Source organism: Aneurinibacillus soli (assembly GCF_002355375.1).
Lineage (GTDB): Bacteria > Bacillota > Bacilli > Aneurinibacillales > Aneurinibacillaceae > Aneurinibacillus > Aneurinibacillus soli.
The window spans coordinates 1,045,378-1,064,539 of record NZ_AP017312.1 but is presented as its reverse complement, the minus strand read 5'-3'; the positions used below and the strand labels follow the sequence as shown (position 1 = coordinate 1,064,539).

Below are 19,162 nucleotides of genomic sequence, written 5' to 3'. Positions count from 1 at the left end.
TCAGTTCGGCCCTAAATGAATGAGCATTCACTCGAGTAAAAGTTTATTAAAAACACGTAGGATTGTCAATGTTTAATTAATTTCGATATTTCACCAGTTTCTCCTCCTAAACACAAATATTTTTTACAGTAAAAATAGGACGCTCCTCTCATATACATTCAGTACTTGTTTTCACTACTACTTCTAACCCACAACTTTCCTTCTCTCAGGCAACCTGTTATACTAAAGTGTACATGTTTAGTTCGGTTTGAAAGAAGGGCGCTTTCATGGCAAGAATACTGATCTCAGGGTACTACGGATTCGACAACGCCGGGGACGACACCGTGCTGTATGGAATCATTACCTCTCTACAAAAACATATGCCGAATGCAGAATTGGCCGTACTTTCTAATACGCCCGCGGAAACACAGGCGCTATTTGGGATACCTGCTTTTAACCGCTGGCGGATGAGTTCCATTATTCATCAACTGAAAAAGTCTGATCTGCTTGTCATGGGGGGCGGTAGCTTACTTCAAGATGCCACAAGCCCTCGCAGTGTTATCTACTATCTTGGCATTGTCATGATGGCCAAGCTGCTCGGCAAACCGGTCATTTTTTATGCGCAGGGCATCGGGCCCATTACCCGTGCTCTTAGCAAGCGCCTGATCCGCTCCATTGTGAACCGGGTTGACATTATCACAGTACGAGACGAGCAGTCCGGTGAAGATCTGAAATCATTCGGCGTTGTGAAGGCTCCGATTCATGTTACAGCTGACCCGGCTGTGACGATTAATCCGCGTGACGTCGACACAACATTTGGAAAAACGATCATTCAAAAATATAAACCGCACTCCACCCGCCCTGTCATGGCGATCTCCGTGCGTGCCTGGAAAAATGAACAAGCCTATAAAACAGAAATTGCACGCTTCGCCGATGAAGCGATCCGCCGGGGCTGGGATGTGTTCTTCCTCCCCATGCAGAACTCAGCGGATATTGGCCCTTCCCGCGATATCGTGGCGCTTATGCAAGAGACCGGGGCTGTGCTGATTGAAGAGAAAATGAACTTCAAGCAGATTTTCAGTTTTATCGGGTCATCCCAGTTCGTGCTTGGCATGCGTCTGCATTCGGTCATTCTGGCTGCTGTCATGAGCATTCCATTCGCTGGAGTCTCGTATGATCCAAAAATGGACCGCTTCGTACGCCGCCTTAACATGGAATCTGCTGGACATATTAAAGATTTGCGCTGGCGTGATCTACTTGCCAACGTAGAGCCGTTGCTGCGTGATCTTCCCGGAACACGCGCTCGTATCCAATCCGGCATGAAAGAACTTATTCAAGAAGCAGAGAAAAGCAGCGAGCTTGCCCGCAGGCTACTTCACCTTCACAAAAAACTGTAGCTTCCTGTCGAATTGACACTACTTTTGCCTGCTTATCACTAGTTTTGGCAGACCGGCAGGAGAGCGGGCCCTAAAACAAGAATTCCCCCTTCACGATTTACGTAAAGGGGGAATTTTTTTATGAAAAAGTATGGACAGGCTAATGTACAAATTTTGTTCGACTTGTTCTCCTGGAAAAAACGTGCCGGTGAAAGTATCCGTTTCGAAATCGTACAGCAGGGCCGCTTCTGGGTCGTTTCTTTTATCTCCTATGATCAACATTCACCGTACGAGCATACATTTGCGAGTTTTATGGGAGACACACATGACGAACTATATAGCTGGTCGCTTGATCTTCTGACTGATTTTACGATTCAGTTCGATAAAAGCGTAGTGTCTTTTCCAATCCCTGACGTAATGAATACGCCGGTGTCCACCCCAACACTTCAGTAGCTTTCGCATGATCCAGATAGCTGTGCAAAATATCGCCCTCACGCGGCGCATCGCGGCGCACATCAAGCGGGCTTCCCATCAATTCTTCGAGGAGCGTGACGAGTTCGTTCACGCTCGTTTTTGTGCCTGTACTGATGTTCATAACCTGATTATCCGCTGTCGTAAGCGCCATAACATTCGCCCGTGCTACATCTCCCACATACACAAAATCACGCGTCTGTTCACCGTCCCCGAATATAACGAGCCCTTCTCCGGCAATCGCATGATCTACAAAAATCGATACGACGCCCCCTTCACCTTTCGGGTCCTGGCGCTCGCCATACACGTTGGCATACCGGAATGCCGTATAATTCAGACCGTACAAATGATGATAAGCGTACAGATAAAACTCTGGTACGAACTTCGTTACACCATATGGTGACAGTGGCTGCTTCGGATGCTCCTCATCAAGCGGCATGTACTGCGGTTCTCCATATGCCGCAGCGGATGATGCATACACAATCTTTTTAACCCCATGCAGGCGAGCCGCCTCAAGCAAATTCACCGTTCCTACCACATTAGACATCGCATCGCCAACTGGGTCTTTCAGCGAGACAGGAACAGAACTCTGAGCTGCGTGATGAATAATATAGTCCGGCTTTTCTTTCTCTACGATGGAAAGCACGTCGGGTGATGCAAGATTTGTCCGATACAGGATGGCACGGGCATCTACCTGTTCGGCTTTTCCTGTAGATAGATCATCTAGTACGCATACTTCATATCCGGCTTCTAGACATTGTTCCACAATGTGCGAGCCGATGAAACCCGCCCCACCTGTCACTAATACTTTCATCATTTTGTACCCCTTCTTTTCAGTAGTTTTCCGGCAAAACGCCCGATAATCTGCAGGGCAAGCGGTTCACGCAGCACAATAAGCACTACGAAAAAAAGACCCGCTCCGATCCCGATCAGGATCATAATATACAACTTCTCAAGCATAACACCCGGAATCGTAACGAATGCAGCCGCGGCATACAAAAACGTCCCCATTATCGCAGAAGCAATCAATGTCTTCAAAGCAGTAAGCCAGAAGGACCGCAACATAAACGGACCGATCTCACGTCGTAAAAATAGCGCCAGCAGGATCATATTAGCAAGCGAGCCCACAGATGTTCCGAGCGCCACCCCTCCATGTCCGAGATATGGAATAAACAACAAACTTGACGCAATATTAACCACAATGCCTACCATGGCTGCAATTACCGTCACTTTTGTATTCTCCATGGCATAGCACGCACGTGTCAGCAAGTCACGAGCTGCCAAAAAGAATAGTCCAAGGCTCATATACAGCAATGCGACCGCTGTCAGATGTATAGCCTCGCCCGTAAACTCTCCACTTCCGCCCCGGTAGTACAAAAGCGAAACAAGCCGATCCGGAATGACTACCATTGCCGTAATCACTGGCAGCATCAAAATAAACAAATACTGCATCCCTTCCGACACTGACTGCTTCATACGCCCGATCTCGCCTTTGGTGTAATACTCGACCAGATACGGATAAATTGGCAACGTAAACGCTGCGACAAAAATCCCCATCGGAAGCTGGTAAATATTATTAGCGAACCTGAGTGCCGCTACTGTCCCTTCCCCGAGACCGGCTGACAGTACCGGTTGAATAAAGCTATACACCTGCGTGATAAGTGAGCCGATCATAATCGGGATGAAGCGCTCACCTATTTTTTTCATTTCATCCGTATTAAAGCGCCAATCTGGTGCCAGAGAATATTGCTGCTTGCGAAGCGATGGAATCATGGACAGCGCCGCAAACAAAAAGCCAAGTGACGTTCCCATTGCCACCCCGCTAATTCCATACGCTGGCACAAGCAACGGATACGCGGCACATATAACAAGTGAGTTCACAACTGTACTCACATTTGGAATAAAAAACTGCTGATGTGCGTTTAACGTCGCCTGAAATACGCCAAGTAACGCAATAAAGACCGCTGACGGCCACATAAGCTGTAATAACTTCACAGCCAGTTCCACCTGCTCTGCACGCTGGGCTGGGTCAACCGCTGACGATACATGTTGCATGAAGGTCAACGCCTCAATGATCTGGCGTGAAAACATAAGGCCAACAATCATAATAGCAAAATAGATGACCGTCGTGACAGTCAGCATTTTGCGAAACAGCGCTCGTGCTTCTGTTTCTTCTCCTCGCACCATCATAGCTTTTAATGAAGGAACAAAAATGGCATTCAACGCTCCTGGCACGAACAAAAAAATCGTGTTTGGGATTGTATAAGCCAGGCCATACGCGTCTGTCACCCAATTCGCTCCGAACTGATCCGCGAGCAATATCTCCCGAAACAGGCCGACAACCCGTCCGAGAAGCGTCACCGCAATAATAATCATCGCGGAACGCACGACTGTTTGAGCCATGTATTTCGATCTCCTTACCGTGTCAGTCAGACTAATACCTTAGAAAGTATAGCGTATTTCCGCTTGTAACGGAATAACCAACGTTGAACATCCTGCCCGTATTGCGATATAATTGTTACGATTTAGTTGCCCTAGGGTCAGGAAGTGAACAGAGGATGTCCAAAATGAAAATACTGCACGCGATTGGCGGCGGAGAATTCGGAGGCGCGGAGCAGCACATTCTTGAACTGCTGGAGATTTTATCTCGCCATGCTGTCGAGCCTGTCGTTGTCTGCTTCTATAATTCCACGTTTGCGGACGAGCTACGTAAGCGTAATATTCGTGTGATTGTACTCGATACGTACAGCCGATTTGATTTTCGGCTGGTAAAAGGGCTGGCTCATATCCTGGAAACAGAGAAGCCAGATCTTGTTCATTCACACGGTGTAAAAGCGAACTTCTTCTGCCGACTGGCGATACGCCAGGTTCCGAATACTCCAATTATCACAACCATTCACAGCGTATTGCGCTATGATTATCCAAATCTGCTGGCCTATTTTCTTGCGTCACGCATGGAACTATGGACCCGCAAATGGAACAATCATTATATCGCGATTTCGAATTCCATTCGCCAATCTCTGGAAGCAGATGGGGTGAAGCCTTGTGATATTACCCTCATTCATCATGGGATTCCGATTGAATCGTTCGCTGCTGACCAGGATGTTAGAAGCATTCAAGCCGAACTTGGCATCCCAGCGGGCGCATTTGTGATCGGCACAGTATCCCGGCTCGTACCAGTCAAAGGTTTGACAGACCTTATGCAAGCGTTCATTCCACTCGCAGATGAACAGGCGGATATTCACTGGCTCATCATTGGAGACGGTCCAGAGAAAGAAGCACTTGCCCACACCGCACGAGAAGCTGGAATAAGCGATCGTGTTCATTTTGTCGGTTTCCGAAAAGACGTTGCGCGTTGCTTGCATGCCATTGATGTATTTGTCAGCCCTTCGTATTCTGAAGGTCTCGGCCTGTCACTGCTAGAAGCGATGGCAGCCAAACGTCCGGTTGTAGCTACGATGGTCGGGGGAATCGCAGACTTCCTTGTTGATTATCACAACGGGTTGGTAATCTCGCCGCACAATCCAGACGAGATCCGGCAAAACATCCTGATTCTAAAAGAAGATGACGGACTGCGTCAAAAAATCGCGGAAGCTGGGTATGAGACGGTGAAGAAAGAATATACCCTCACTCATATGGCGCTTCGCACAAAAGAACTGTATTATAAACTTGCACGCAGCAAGTAAAACCCGCTTATGCATGGCGGGTTTTCTTCGTTGTACGCACCTGTTCGGGTATGCTATTCTAGTGAAGGCTAACGCCGGATGATTTTTCGGAACAAAAATAGGAGGCTATTCCATGAAAGTCATTGATGAAAGAGGAAAGTTTTTCGGCTGGATTAACATTCTTGACCTGTTTCTCATTATCCTGCTGCTTGCTGCTGCCGCGTTTGCAGCTGTTAAGTTTACGCAGGGTGGTGAGATTGCAGTCGGTCCAGTCACCAAAAAGCAAGTAACGTATACGCTGTACAATAGTGCAGAGCATCCATTCGTTGTGAATCAGATTAAAGTCGGAGACATTATCCGTGACAAGGATAAAAATGTGCCGATCGGTAAAGTTGTCGCTGTCAAAGTAGCGCCTGGCAAAACATCTGTGCCAACAGCAGACGGTCATATGGTCATGAGCACCGTACCTGAGAAGCTATCCGTCTACATCACTGTCCAGACAAACGCTGTTATTCAAGGCGGACAAGCACAAGGCGAAGGACAAACTCCACTGCTTGCTGGCAATAAAGTATCCGTCAAAGGCCCGAAATATATGATCGAAACACTCATTTCAGACGTGAATCTGGGTGATACAAAATGAGTGGCCGCGCTTTCTCCTTCACGGCGAAAGACGCGTTCATTACCGTGCTTCTCGTGCTTGCAGGTATAATTATCATTCTGAAAGCGGGAATGGCAAGCAAGCTTGTTATGCCGCCTGAAAATCTGACGGTCACAATGGTTATCGAGGCGCAGTTGCCGAATTTCCACAAGTCCATTCGGGCCGGGGATAAAATCTATCAAAAAGGCGCACTCAGCCCGTTCGGTACTGTCGTCTCTGTGGAAGCAAAACCGGCAAAAATCTATACGGCCGATGCGAAAGGCCACTACTATCTACGTGAATTTCCAGAACAGGAAGATGTGTATGTGACCGTACGTTCGCCGGGCTTCCTTTCGCTTAGTGGCGCACCGATTATTGATGATACGTTCTTCTATGCCAATCAGTACATGCCTGCTCATACGGAACGCGCCACATTCGCCTCCCGTATTCTTGACGTAGAAAAACAGGGGGGATCTCGATGAGAAAGCCATCTTTTTATACCTGGATGACAACGCGAGCGGTAGATGGAATGGTAGGCTTGCTCCGGATGGTAGCAGAGCGAATTGGTCACCGCTCGCTTCTCTCCCGTCTCAAAGCAAAATGGGATGCCCGAACATGGCAATACGCCTTATGGACACTGTTCACCATGGTTTTTCTACATGTGTATGTACTGCTATTTATTCAGAAGCTGGTGCTCATTGTAGCGCTTGATGTCGCTGTGGCCGTCCTTCTGATTGCATTCGGACCCGAACGAATCTGGACGATGCTTCGTACAAGCATTCCAGGACGTCTTGTGGCCCATCTGTTTGACCCAAATAAGTAACGATCGGGAGTACGATAGTTATGACGAAAACTCGCCTTATGGCACTGCTGACCGCTATCGCCCTTATTGTGATAGGCGCCCTGCAGTATAAAGTCGGGCTGATCGGCGAATTCGTTTTGATGGGTACGTTTCTTGGCATTACGATGTATCGGTCGGAATACGGCCTGTACTTGTTGGCCATGGCGCTACCTATCCTGACGTACCGCCCGCTGCTCGCTTTGATTCTGTTGTTTATTCTTGTGATGTTTGTAACACCGCAGGATTACGAGCGGATGAAGTCCAATCTGAAAAACCATCTAAATCTAGCTGTTTTTCTATTCTGGGCCGCTCTGCTCGTAACTGCACTTACTTCTGTCCATGTCGTCGAAAGTATGCAGCAATTCCTGTTGTACTTTTTTGTGAGCTTCTTGCTATATTTGCTTCTCGTCGCCAAAATCAACAGCCGGGATGTATTATACAAGTTTCTCATTTCTTTGTTTATCTCAGCAGCGCTTGTTTCCATTTACGGTGTGTACCAGTATTTCACACTCGACTTCACATCAGCAGCCTGGGTAGACATAAGTGAGAACCCGGATGTAAAAACGCGTGTGTTTGCGACATTTGAGAATCCGAATTTGTTTGTACAATATTTGATTATGGTACTGCCGTTTAACTTTGCGCTCATTTTCTATGCACGCTCGTGGACGAATCGGATTCTGCTGACGATTCTCGCCGCTATTATCGGTGTAGCTGTTATTCTGACATTCTCACGCGGCGGCTGGCTGGCGCTGTTTGTCGGAATAGGGCTTTTGGCCACGATGATTAGCCGCCGCTTGCTCGTAGTCGGTCTCATCGCGGTCGTAATCGGTCTCAACTTCGCTCCAGATATGATCCTGAACCGGATTATGACCATTTTTCAACCAAAAACAGATTCCTCAAGTGCATTCCGCTTCCAGATCTGGAAAGCGGCACCGCCGATGATTCGTGAATTTTGGGTAACCGGCATTGGTTCTGATCTTACGACATTCAAAAAAGTGTACAGTGATTATATGATGCCAGGTGTAAAGGCGAATCACTTCCACAACATCTACATCATGAATTTTGTCACCGGTGGCATTATGACCATTCTTTTGCTGTTCTATATGTTCTACCAGAGCTTCCGAACAGCGGTTGTTAGCCTGTTTGTGAACAACGGCAACAATCGTCTTGTCTCCCTTGTCGCAAAAGGCGGAATCGGTGCTGTTACAGCGATTGGTATTGCTGGGCTCACTGAAGACGTATGGCACCAGTACCGAGTTGACTTCATGTTCTGGATCACACTCGCCCTTATTTCAGTCGCGTTCAACCTGGCGCGCCAAGAAAAGGAGAATGTGTAATGGCTCGAACGAAAACCGTCGCCGAGATTGGGGTGTATCCCCCACCCGTTGGCGGCATCTCCATTCATGTCGCACGGCTGTGTGACCATCTTGAACAACAGGATGTGCCGTTCATTATTTATGACGGCAATGGGGATAATGGGGTAAAAGATCGGGCTGTTATTCCGATTCCGGAAGTGGAGCAATGGTCGTGGCGTTATTTGCGAAAGCGTAATGAAGATATTATTCATAATCACTTTCTGCGCTGGCAGATGCGATTTGCTCTCTCCCTTTTGAAGCTGAAAGGCAAGCGAATCATTCATACGATTCACAGTCTGCGCAATGATGGAGAACATCTCGGGTTTGCTCAAAAAATGATGGTGCGTCTTACTGGACTTCTCTCTGACCACTTCATTGCTGTGAGCGAAGAAATTAAGGACAAGCTGCTCGAACTGCATATCCCGGAACGTAAAATTTCGGTCATTCCCGCTTTTATTCCACCGGGTGAGAAAGAGGCAGCCGTGCAGATTCCTGATTATATTACGACGTTTTTTGACCGTTATTCACGGGTCATTACGGCAAACGGCGGTGTCGGCAATCTGCACAATGGACATGAGTTATACGGACTTGATCTGTGTCTTGATCTGTTCATCCAGTTAGCACGCGAGGATCAGGAACTCGGGTTCGTGTACTGCATTACGCACGTTGTTGATGAAGATATTCTGGAGCGGTACAAAGAGCGCATCATTGCTCACGGTCTGGAAGGCCGCTGCTTGCTTGTACAGGAGAAAGTACCGTTCTATCCCCTTTTGCAGCGTGCGGCTTTGTTCGTTCGACCCACTGCAAGCGATGGAGATGCGATTTCGCTGCGGGAAGCCCTGTATTTTGGGACTCCTGCGATTGCCAGCGATGTGGTGAAGCGTCCGAATGGTGTCGTAACGTTTGCGAATCGAGATTCGCAAGACTTGATTCTGACCTGCCGAGAAGTGCTGCACCATCCACTGCCGGACCCGGAGCAGTATCGTCTTGAACAGGAGCAATATGTGCTGCAGACGCTTGATGTGTTGCTGAACCGATAACTACAAAAGCCTACAGGAACCGAGTTGGTGGCCTGTAGGCTTTTTCTTGTTTTATGTGCCTGATGGGATGGGGTTTAGTTATATCCAACGTGTGGTGGTGGAGGGGGAGAAGAGAGAACAATGTTGTCAGGTTAAGCTTCCCGCCCCTCTACAAGCTACGTCGCTTTGATTTTGCATAGCGATTCGCCCTACTCTGTTTATCCCGTTTGAACGCTCGATTTTTACGGACAGGAACGATATTGCGCTGAAGTTCTTTCAGAAAACGCTCATACAGGATGTCCTTTTTACGAGCGTCCTCCTCCAAAATCATGTGGATCAGGCGGTTCCTCAATTTGCCTATCAGAATGTTTTTATTGATGCGATATTCTTCGTACTTGAGTGTTTTGCCCTTATTTTTTTCCTGTAACTCTGCCTCAGCTTCCTGCTCAAAGATGGACGCAATATTACTCAAGAACACGGTCGCGTAGAAATCCTGTTCGATGAGTATCGGCTTCTCACCGGAAAAATTTTCGATCTCAAATTTATGTTTTAACTCGTTAAATCGGGTTTCGATTCCCCACCTTTTAAAATAAAGCGACTTGCTTTCTTCATGGCTAAGCTCGTCCACACCTAGATTCGTAAGCAAAATTTCGATTTCTCCGGTGGGCAACTCCACCTTTAGAACGCGAACCTCCAGAACGGTTCCTTTCTTGATCGGTGTTCCTTGCCTTTTTAACGCTTTAGCTCGTTCCTTTGTGACTTCGATTCGCACAGCCTCATCGAGGCTGGTCGTATTCTCCACTTCCTTGTAGAAACAGTGTTGGGATCGCATGACGTACTTGAGGCCTTTCTCCTGCAGATACAAGATGAAATCAGCCGATGGATATCCACGATCAAACAGAATCAAGTTGGGGATATGGGACTGCTCGAAGCTCAACAGCTTTTCTATATTTTGTTTCGCCAGATTTCGTTCATTGTCGTCATATCGGGTAAGACATGTACTAATAGCAATTTTGTTTTCAAGATCAAATAGGTGGGAGGAACGAGCGCGGGCCGCTTTGAATCCTTCCTTATAGTTTCTTATATACCCATACGTTTGTTGCATTTCTTTCGTATTGGGTATTTCCATGACGCTGCCGTCTATGGCTAACAGACGGAATCCTTTATAGGTTTTGAAATCGTCATCGGCATAAAATCCCCGAATGATCTCATCGTTTAGAAGGGTAAACGCGATCGGAGATAGCTTTTGTCTTGCTTCCGAAAAGGATTGTTTTGTATAGGAAGTTGTTTCTGCTGATTCCGGCAGGAAGATCTCACGGAACTCATCGAGTTCCAGTTGTGTTGATTTCCGAATCATTCGGAGCAACATGCAGATCAAGGGTACAAACCTAATTTTTCTGTTTCTCGTGAAATCCTTCTCGCTTTTTCTGGACTGATTTTTAAACGCTTCTCCGTAAATCATACGTATTGCACATTCCAACAACGTTTTCCCTTTTTTTTCACGCTATATCGCTCGCTTCCATTGTTTACCTCTACTATACCAAAATCCGACAAAATCCACTAACCTGACAACATTGGAAGAGAGAAGCCGTTCGCTTCGGTACGTTTGGCAGGGATGATATTACTGTCCGCTTCAGGAGCCCGGCGAACTCGCCCGCAAAAGGAAGACCACGATGTTGTTTCTCGGACGGATTGCGGGCAAAGGCCCGTTCGCCGTTCGCCTTCCGCTGGGGGACAAACGTACAGGCGCTCTCTTACTTCTCTCTTCTCCTCCTCCAGCGACACTTGGATATAAAAATCCTCAAATCAGACTTTATAGATAAAAAAGCTGCTGATGATCGCAAGCGGCACGCTGGTCGTAACGATTTTCATCGTAGTATTCACAGCTACTGCTGTCATGAACAAAGAAAAATAGACCTCCCTTGAGCCTACCAAGCAATGGGAAGTCTATTTCATAATAAACTGACCTTTTGAGCCGATCCCTTTTGGAGAACCGTCTATTTGTACATGACCGTTTGGTGTTACCAGCACCAGACGGTCTTTTTTATTCTTGTAGTAGTCTGTGATTATTATACCAACGGGATAAGAGTTTCATCAACAAACGAGCAATGTAGTATAAAGAAATTTGCAAACAGGCTTTTATATACATAACTTGGTTTTGCTTTTTGAATCTCAAACGTTGCGGAGGAGAGAAGAGAGAAGCAAGAGAGTACCTGTACGCGTTACCTAGCGGAAGGAGAGCGACGAACGGGCTTTTGCCCACAATCCCTCTGTGAAACAGCATCGTGGTCTCCATTTTGTGGGCGAGTTTGTCGATCTCCTAGAGCGGACAGTTTAGACTTCTCTGCAAAGCGTACCTTGACGAACGGATTCTCTCTTCTCTACTTCCCCCACTAAACGTTGTCGATTCCACAAAAGCACAAGCATTTTTCTTTATGGTTGCAGCAGTTCCTCCATCAACTCCCCAAGCATATGCGCCTGAACTTGCCGATTATAAATCGCCAAATCACCATCATGCGCACGCTGGAGAACATCATTTTCTTTCCCCGCTTTACCTTCACCTGCATTCCACGCTTCATACATGCGCAAAAACGCCTGCTTAATCGCTGCCTTATCAACCGGATTTACGACCTCACCCAGCTCAAATTTGCGAATGATCTTGGTCGATTCTCCTTCTACAGACAGCGCCAAAATCGGGTGTCCAATCGCCATGTATTCATACAGCTTACCCGGAATGTACACACCGGAGCCAGGAGCTGTATCCCCGATCAGCATCAACACATCGGCGCCTTTCATCATCGCAAGCGCCTGCTTGTGTGGCAAGTTGCCCATAATGTCGACGATATCTTCAAGCTGTAGGCGGTGTACACAGTCAATGTTGTCGCTATAACCCGGATAATCAAACACCCCGGCAAAGCGCAGCCGCAACTTCTCACGTTCCACCTTTCCTTCTGTAATCAGCTCAGCTACTGCTTCAAGCAACAGGCGCGGATTGCGCTCTTTATAGAAAATACCGGGATATGCAAGTGTAAACTTCCCGTCTTCCTCCGGCTGTTCAATCGCTATATAATCATTCGGATCAAATCCATTATGAATCACTTCAATGCGGGAAATCTCCCGTTCGAACTTTTGCTTGAAGTTATCTGCGAACCCGTATGTAACCGTCGTAATGGCATCTGATTCCGCCATGATGCTGCGCTCCATCCGCTCTTCCCACGCTTCACGCCATACCACACCAGAGCGGTGCATGTTCTGCGTCCACGGGTCACGAAAATCCGCAATCCATTTGATACCCGTCTTGCGCTTCAGGCTGCGTGCCACCAGATGATTCGTGTATGGACCGGATGTGGAAAACATAATCGGGATGTTATGCTCCCGAATCACCTGTTCCCCGAGTTTTGCCGCATACGGCAGCCAGCCAATCATATCATCTGGAATCATGAGCGTATTTTTCAACTTTTTCAGCACAGGAATAACCTGCTGTTTCAGCGCCTGCTTCAGTCCGCCAGATCGAGCAGAAGCTGCTTGTCCACCTGCTTTTTTCGGTGCTTCCGTCTGAGTCGGACGCATTTTCTGAACAATGTTAAATTCCTTAGCACGGTGAATGATCACATTGTCCGGGAGCTGGCGCAGCAGTGAGTCATCCTGCGTGGCATGGTATACATGATCCACCGTAAGCACATGCACCTCCCAGCCTTCCTCGGCCAGGTATTTTGCCATTTTCAGTGCACGCGGTACACCGCCGCCACCGATTGGGGGAAACAAATACGCGACAAGCAGCATTTTTTTCGAAGCGTTCATACGAGTGAAACATCCTTTCCATGCGAAAAACGAGTGCGGACGACCAGCTTACAGCGGTTTGTCTGCACTCGTTCTCTCTTCGTTTTGCGATCCATTACAGGCGGATCAAAGTCGCCTTCTCTCCCACACTGCGCGGGATGCGATTCTTGCCATCAAGCAATACTGGGTTCTCCGCCATCATGCCGATGGCTTCGTTCCAGTCAATCTCAAGGAATGCTTCTTGTGCAGTCACATAGACAACCGCTTCTGCACCACGGAGCGCTTCTTCAAGGCTATCAACCTTATAGTCATACATAGACGGTACAGCCGGATCATAGGCCGCTACCATCGCACCGGCTTCCTGAAGAAGCTGGACCAGATGATGCGGTGGGCTGATGCGATCATCATTAGAAAAATCTTTCATAGCCAGACCAAGAACCGCCACTTTGCTTCCGGCTACTGTTTTGCCCAGCTTGTTCAATTCATGATCAAGCATCTGTACAAGCACCTGTGGCACACTATCATTAATCTGACGCGCGGTCTCAAGCAAATCGAGGCTTACGCCGATCTCTTTTGCTTTTGGAAGCAAATAATAAAGGGCATTCGGCAGGCAATAACCGCCTACACCTGGTCCTGGTGTCAACAGATTCACGCGTGTATGCGTGTTTGCCACCCGGATCAGCTCAAATGTATCGATTCCTGCTTTTTCGGCAAAGCGGGCAAATTGCTGCACCATCGCAATGTTTACATCACGCTGTACGTTTTCGATAACTTTCGATGTTTCGACTACTTTAATATCAGAAATCGTAACTTCAGATTCGGTTACGAATGTCAGCACTTCATGTGCACGTTTTGCACTCGCTTCATTAATGCCGCCCATCGCAAGTGGCATATGAATGAACTCTTCAAACGCGCGTCCCTCTGCGATACGTTCAGATGCATACGCAAGATAGAAGTCTTCGCCTGCTACAAGCCCGCTTTTCTCAAGCAGTGGTTTTACCATCTCTTCCGTCGAGCCTGGGATGACGGTGCTGCGCAGAATGATCGTATCGCCCTTCTTAAGAACCGCTGCCAGCGATTCACAGGCACCTGTCAGGTAACTCATATCCGGGTCGCCATTCTTCACCGGGATGCCTACCGTAATAATATACGTATTCACGGCTTTTGCCGCTTCTTCATAGCTTGTTGTCGCACGGAAGCGTCCAGCTGCGATCTGTTCACGCAGAATCTCGGCCAGTGACTTCCCTTCAAAATATTCAAGGTGGTGTGACGTGCCCGCATTAATCTCTTCGGTAAGCCGTTCGCTCACATCAATGCCGACTACATTCGCGCCTTTGCGTGCATAGCTCAGCGACAATGGCAGACCGATAAAGCCTAAGCCGATTACGGCAATGTTCAATGTTTGATTCATAATATTCTCCTCCGACTTGTCGGTACGTTCATACGAATTAGAAACGTAATTATTTTAGCATAAAAAAGAGAAATGAGCGACCGGTTATCCGCTCGCCATCTCGTCCATTTCCTTATAACGGAAACTGTTTATGTGATGCTCGCTCCGATGACAAAGGATACCCCGATCGAAATAACCATGGACAGAAGACCTACCGCTCGATTATCTGCGGCAATTTCATCGTCTACTCTAAACATAGGTGTCAAAAATTCAAAGGTGAAATACGCAACGAGCAGTAGCAAAAATCCGTATGTGCTCCAGAGCAAGGTATTCCCGATGCCGTCATTATGTTCGATGGAATACCGGATGATATTGCAAATCCCAAAGATTTTGCCCCCCGTCGCCATCGCAACAGACAAGTTGCCTTTTTTGATTTCTTCCCAGTCCTTATATGTCGTCACCATCTCGAAGATGGCCAGAAAAATAATGACGGCAAGCAAGGCAGCCCCAAAATAAGCCGCCGTCAGCACATACGGATTGGACAGTACCATCCATTTCCCTCCTCTTTTGTTCCCGGCTAGCCGTAAACACAGCTAACCCATCCCTTAGGTCTATATACGGAGCGGAAACAAAACAGTTGCATAAACCTCACCGTTATTTCAACTACTTCAATTCGACGACCGTTGCTCCAAGTCCACCTTCCCCTTGTCCACCCCAGCGGAATGATTTCACAAGACGGTGCTTCTTCAAGTATTTCTGAATACCCAGGCCGAGTGCACCTGTCCCCTTACCATGAATGATGGATACCTGGCCCAGGCCACCGATCAGCGCTTCGTCAAAATATTTCTCAATAAGCAGAATCGCATCCTCTACGGTATTGCCGCGTACATCAAGCTCCATCTTGACCGGATCACGGGCGGCACGGAATGTATTGATAATCTGCTTCTGTTGTGTCTTGGCCGCTTTGAGCTTCTCCAGATTATCCGCTTTAACGTTCATTTTCATCAGACCAACCTGCACCTGGAATTCTCGCTCGCCTACTTTAGCGAGGATTTCGCCCTTCTGATTAAACGACAGCACCCGCACTTCATCACCCACTTCAAGCGGTTGCTCGGAAACCGGAACATTGGCTGGCTTTGCTTTTTTCTTTTTGCGCAGACTTGGTGTCGCTTCCTCCAGCCGCTTACGTGCTTCGATTAGTTTATGTTCTTTAATACCGGCCCGTTCCTGGCGTGCTAGTTCCCGCAAGTCGACGATGATTTCTTCTGCTTCCTTGCGAGCTTTCTCCACAGCGCGGCGTGCCTGTTCTTCCGCCTGCTCATACAGCTTGTCTTTCTTATCTTCAAGCTCCGATACTTCCTGCATCAGCTCACGACGCGTCTGTTCTAACTCCGTACGCAGGCGTTCGACTTCTCGGCGCTCCGCTTCCGCCTGACGCTGATTCTCTTCAAGCGATGCAACCATCGTATCGAGTTCGGTTTCGTCCGTTTTGACAAAATTACGAGCCTGATCAAGAATTTTCTCCGGCAAGCCAAGACGCGATGCAATCGCAAACGCATTCGAGCGTCCCGGAATGCCGACGAGAAGGCGGTACGTTGGACGCAATGTCTTCTCATCAAACTCTACACTCGCATTCACAATATGCGGGCGATCATAGGCGTATGCTTTCAGTTCGCTGTAATGGGTTGTAGCCACAATACGGGCTCCGCGCTGGTGAACGTAATCAATAATCGCCATCGCAAGCGCCGCCCCTTCTGTCGGGTCCGTACCCGCTCCAAGCTCATCGAACAGGATAAGGCTGCGATTGTTCACTTTTTGCATAATACTCGAGATATTTGTCATGTGGCTAGAGAATGTACTCAAGCTCTGCTCAATGCTCTGCTCGTCTCCAATATCAGCATATACGCCTTCAAATGTGGACAACTCTGATCCTTCATCGACTGGAACCTGTAACCCGGCCATCGCCATAAGCGAGAACAAGCCAATTGTTTTCAATGATACAGTCTTCCCGCCTGTATTCGGTCCAGTCACGACAATGGCGGTATACTCACCGCCGAGTTCCACGTCAATCGGCACGACAGACTCTCCAGCAATTAAAGGATGTCGACCTCGCTTGATGCGGAGATAGCCGCGTTCGTTTATAGCTGGCTGTGTCGCCTTCAATGCGTGCGCATAGGAAGCTTTGGCAAAAATAAAGTCAGCTTCTGCCAAACAAGCTACATTATGCAATAGCACATCCGCATGCTCCGCCACCAGGCCAGAGAGTGCCAGGAGGATCTTTTCTACTTCCCGCTCTTCTTTTAACTTGAGTTCACGCAAATCGTTGCTCATGTTCACGATCACCTGCGGCTCAACAAAAAGTGTAGCACCGGATGCTGACTGATCGTGCACAATACCGCCAAACACGTGCCGATATTCCGCTTTAACCGGAATAACGAATCGGTCATTACGGATCGTAATGAGCGCGTCTTGCAGCATTTTCTGCGTGTTGCTATTGCGGATCATCTGCTCCAGACGTTCACGGATGCGCTTCTCGGAGGCGCGAATTTGTGCCCGGACGTGTCCGAGTGTCGGGCTAGCTGAATCGGTTACGACACCGTTCTCATCAATCGCCCGTGTAATCTCGTTCTCCACAGGAGATAAGCGCTCCACTTGACCGAGCAGTTCTTCCAGAAGCGGAAGCGGATCTTTCTCCGCAATACTTGTGATAAATGTTTTCAGGCGGCCACCTCCATACAGAGTGGACGCAATATCAAGCAATTCCGCCGTATTAAGCATTCCACCGAGTGCGGCTCGTTTGCAAGCCGGACGAATGTCACGAATGCCGCCAAGCGGTACCGTTCCACGCAGGCGAAGTGCCGTGCTTCCTTCATACGTAGCCTGCTGGCGACGCTGAACTTCTGCCAGTTCATACGATGGCAGAAGCTGTTCTATTTTCTCCCGACCAAGCGATGATGCTGTATGCCGAGCGAGCTGTTCCATTACTTTATTAAATTCAAGTGTTGTGAATGTACGTGCTTCCAAGAGAAATCCCCTCTCTACATCTTTCGCAAAAGGTGTACGTCCGCTTTACGCTGACGTCTCCATTATACCATTTGCTGTCGGGTGAATTCCTCTTCTTCTGCTTCTGTTTGCCCACGGCTTTTTTGTTTTTTGGCATACAGTCGTTTCCATAGCCACCATCCGGCGATTACGACCATCGGATAAAGTACAGCCCCCCTACGAACGGAAAGACAAGCACCGTCAGCACAAATGACAAAACACTGACCCCAAATCCCGTCTTACTGTCCCCAAGTAACCGCATTCCCGCTGCACAGCCACCCAAATACGTCAGAATGAACGTGGCATTCGGCAGCTGAATGAGCGTGGTTAACGATACGACACCACTCGCATACAGCCCCATGACCAGCGCAAAACAAATCGCCAAAAACAAAAGCCCTCCAACTGGCGTATGATGCCGGGACAGGCGAGCAAGCTAGGTGCCTGAGCTTCCCGTGCCAGTGCATACGCCAGCCGGGCTCCCGGAGCGGACAGTCGCAGCTTCCCTGTAAGCATACCGAAGCGAACGGCTCCTCCCTTCTTCCACTCCCTCACCACCACACGTTGTCAATATCAAACAAAAAAAGCTGCCCCATTGCCATGTTCTGGCTTTTGAGACAGCTTATCTTCCTTCTATAAAGTCGAGTTTTTTGAATGAGACGTCGGCTGATTGAACTCCTGCTTCACCCAGTCGAGTACCGCTGGCATCTCCTGCTTCGCATAAGAAGCAAACGAAGAGCCTGCAAGCGTATGCTGCACACTCTCTACCGGAATCAACGATACCACAGCAAGAATCAGCAGAAAAATAATACCCGTCTTCACAAACGCAACCACACTTCCCGCCAATCGATTAATCATAGATAGCACGGGCAGCTGTGCTACACTGTTCAGCAAGCTACCGATGTAGCGCACTACAAGTCCCGTTACAAAAGCTAGCAAGGCAAATGCAACAATGTTATACAACCCATTCTGAACAAATGGCAACGCGGCAAAGGAGGAGGCACTTTGTCCCGCACCGGATAGGGGTATCCAATGCGACAGTTGCTCAGCTACTGGACGGTGGTACCAGAACGCCACCACAGCTGACAGAATGAGCCCAGCAATTTTGGTCAACTGCATCACAAACCCCTGATGCCAGCCCCGCCAAAAACTAAGTAGTAGCACAACGACGATAATTATATCAAGTATATTCATACAGATATTACTCCTTGTCCGCTTCTACCGCTTCCTCGTCCCGTTCTTCCCCTACTTCGTTCTCTTCCTCCTGAGCCGCTGTGTTTTCCAGCAACTTGATCAACTCTTCATATTCCAACCGAAGCTTGAAATATTCATCTGCCATATTCAAAGCGGCCAGCACCGCGAGCTTGTTTGTATCCAGGCGGGGGCTTGCAGCAGAGATTTGCCGCATCTTGTCATCCACATATCCGGCGACCATCCGCATATGCGAAGAGCTTGTATCACCCACCATGGTGTAATACTGCCCGAAAATTTCCACTACTACCTTCTCTTTAGACACCGTTTGTCCCCCTCGCGCCATTTCCTTATTATAAAGGTAAAGAAAGAACATAGCGGAGTCAAGTTCTCCTACCAAGAAAAACAGCCGCTTATGC

The 19,162-nt window shown here is 48.2% G+C and carries 19 protein-coding genes; 8 read left to right on the top strand and 11 right to left on the bottom strand.

Annotated elements, in window-relative coordinates; genetic code table 11:
- Positions 1 to 266: 266 nt before the first annotated feature.
- Both csaB and CB4_RS20835 read left to right on the top strand, forming a co-directional pair.
- Positions 267 to 1,376 carry a polysaccharide pyruvyl transferase CsaB gene (gene csaB, locus CB4_RS05470; protein WP_096463922.1) on the top strand — a complete coding sequence of 370 codons (1,110 nt, stop codon included), beginning with the start codon at positions 267 to 269 and terminating at the stop codon, positions 1,374 to 1,376.
- Positions 1,377 to 1,496: 120 nt separating this feature from the next.
- Positions 1,497 to 1,808 carry a hypothetical protein gene (locus CB4_RS20835; RefSeq protein WP_146226574.1) on the top strand — a complete coding sequence of 104 codons (312 nt, stop codon included), beginning with the start codon at positions 1,497 to 1,499 and terminating at the stop codon, positions 1,806 to 1,808.
- Here the strand turns inward: CB4_RS20835 and CB4_RS05465 are convergent.
- Positions 1,723 to 2,643 (bottom strand): NAD-dependent epimerase/dehydratase family protein, encoded by a 921-nt coding sequence (locus CB4_RS05465; protein WP_231956154.1) that lies wholly within the window; start codon positions 2,641 to 2,643, stop codon positions 1,723 to 1,725. The two genes, CB4_RS20835 and CB4_RS05465, sit on opposite strands and share 86 nt — an antisense overlap.
- On the bottom strand, positions 2,640 to 4,229 hold the full coding sequence (murJ, locus tag CB4_RS05460) for a murein biosynthesis integral membrane protein MurJ (protein WP_096463921.1): 1,590 nt from the start codon (positions 4,227 to 4,229) through the stop codon (positions 2,640 to 2,642). The genes CB4_RS05465 and murJ overlap by 4 nt, the downstream gene beginning before the upstream one ends.
- A gap of 164 nt (positions 4,230 to 4,393) precedes the next feature.
- Between murJ and CB4_RS05455 the strand changes: the two genes are divergently transcribed.
- The 6 genes from CB4_RS05455 (at position 4,394) to CB4_RS05430 (ending at position 9,364) form a co-directional block, all read left to right on the top strand.
- Positions 4,394 to 5,512 carry a glycosyltransferase gene (locus tag CB4_RS05455; protein WP_172890804.1) on the top strand — a complete coding sequence of 373 codons (1,119 nt, stop codon included), beginning with the start codon at positions 4,394 to 4,396 and terminating at the stop codon, positions 5,510 to 5,512.
- Between the two features lie 112 nt (positions 5,513 to 5,624).
- Complete coding sequence (locus tag CB4_RS05450; RefSeq protein WP_096463919.1) at positions 5,625 to 6,131, top strand: DUF4330 domain-containing protein; 507 nt, start codon at positions 5,625 to 5,627, stop codon at positions 6,129 to 6,131.
- Positions 6,128 to 6,610 carry a DUF4330 family protein gene (locus tag CB4_RS05445; protein ID WP_096463918.1) on the top strand — a complete coding sequence of 161 codons (483 nt, stop codon included), beginning with the start codon at positions 6,128 to 6,130 and terminating at the stop codon, positions 6,608 to 6,610. The genes CB4_RS05450 and CB4_RS05445 overlap by 4 nt, the downstream gene beginning before the upstream one ends.
- Positions 6,607 to 6,951 (top strand): hypothetical protein, encoded by a 345-nt coding sequence (locus tag CB4_RS05440; protein ID WP_096463917.1) that lies wholly within the window; start codon positions 6,607 to 6,609, stop codon positions 6,949 to 6,951. Before CB4_RS05445 ends, CB4_RS05440 begins: the two co-directional genes overlap by 4 nt.
- A 20-nt stretch (positions 6,952 to 6,971) precedes the next feature.
- Complete coding sequence (locus tag CB4_RS05435; protein WP_096463916.1) at positions 6,972 to 8,306, top strand: O-antigen ligase family protein; 1,335 nt, start codon at positions 6,972 to 6,974, stop codon at positions 8,304 to 8,306.
- Complete coding sequence (locus tag CB4_RS05430) at positions 8,306 to 9,364, top strand: glycosyltransferase family 4 protein (RefSeq protein WP_096463915.1); 1,059 nt, start codon at positions 8,306 to 8,308, stop codon at positions 9,362 to 9,364. Before CB4_RS05435 ends, CB4_RS05430 begins: the two co-directional genes overlap by 1 nt.
- 148 nt (positions 9,365 to 9,512) lie before the next feature.
- Here CB4_RS05430 and CB4_RS05425 read toward each other — a convergent pair whose 3' ends face one another.
- The 9 genes from CB4_RS05425 to zapA all read right to left on the bottom strand — a co-directional run bounded on the left by CB4_RS05425 (position 9,513) and on the right by zapA (position 19,068).
- The gene (locus CB4_RS05425; protein WP_181419279.1) at positions 9,513 to 10,805 is read right to left on the bottom strand and encodes an IS4 family transposase; all 1,293 of its coding nucleotides are present in this window, start codon (positions 10,803 to 10,805) and stop codon (positions 9,513 to 9,515) included.
- A 971-nt stretch (positions 10,806 to 11,776) separates the two neighbouring features.
- Positions 11,777 to 13,144 (bottom strand): glycosyltransferase family 4 protein, encoded by a 1,368-nt coding sequence (locus tag CB4_RS05415; protein ID WP_096463912.1) that lies wholly within the window; start codon positions 13,142 to 13,144, stop codon positions 11,777 to 11,779.
- A 94-nt stretch (positions 13,145 to 13,238) separates the two neighbouring features.
- Positions 13,239 to 14,534: a nucleotide sugar dehydrogenase gene (locus CB4_RS05410; RefSeq protein ID WP_096463911.1), complete on the bottom strand. Its 1,296-nt coding sequence runs from the start codon at positions 14,532 to 14,534 to the stop codon at positions 13,239 to 13,241.
- A gap of 128 nt (positions 14,535 to 14,662) precedes the next feature.
- Positions 14,663 to 15,064: a DUF350 domain-containing protein gene (locus CB4_RS05405; RefSeq protein ID WP_096463910.1), complete on the bottom strand. Its 402-nt coding sequence runs from the start codon at positions 15,062 to 15,064 to the stop codon at positions 14,663 to 14,665.
- A 112-nt stretch (positions 15,065 to 15,176) separates the two neighbouring features.
- Positions 15,177 to 17,537: an endonuclease MutS2 gene (locus tag CB4_RS05400; RefSeq protein ID WP_096463909.1), complete on the bottom strand. Its 2,361-nt coding sequence runs from the start codon at positions 17,535 to 17,537 to the stop codon at positions 15,177 to 15,179.
- A 166-nt stretch (positions 17,538 to 17,703) separates the two neighbouring features.
- Positions 17,704 to 17,940 (bottom strand): hypothetical protein, encoded by a 237-nt coding sequence (locus CB4_RS05395; RefSeq protein WP_096463908.1) that lies wholly within the window; start codon positions 17,938 to 17,940, stop codon positions 17,704 to 17,706.
- The gene (locus tag CB4_RS21435) at positions 17,883 to 18,110 is read right to left on the bottom strand and encodes a hypothetical protein (RefSeq protein WP_231956153.1); all 228 of its coding nucleotides are present in this window, start codon (positions 18,108 to 18,110) and stop codon (positions 17,883 to 17,885) included. Before CB4_RS21435 ends, CB4_RS05395 begins: the two co-directional genes overlap by 58 nt.
- Before the next feature lie 75 nt (positions 18,111 to 18,185).
- On the bottom strand, positions 18,186 to 18,746 hold the full coding sequence (locus CB4_RS05390; protein WP_096463907.1) for a CvpA family protein: 561 nt from the start codon (positions 18,744 to 18,746) through the stop codon (positions 18,186 to 18,188).
- Between the two features lie 7 nt (positions 18,747 to 18,753).
- Complete coding sequence (zapA, locus tag CB4_RS05385; protein WP_373681383.1) at positions 18,754 to 19,068, bottom strand: cell division protein ZapA; 315 nt, start codon at positions 19,066 to 19,068, stop codon at positions 18,754 to 18,756.
- Positions 19,069 to 19,162: the final 94 nt, after the last annotated feature.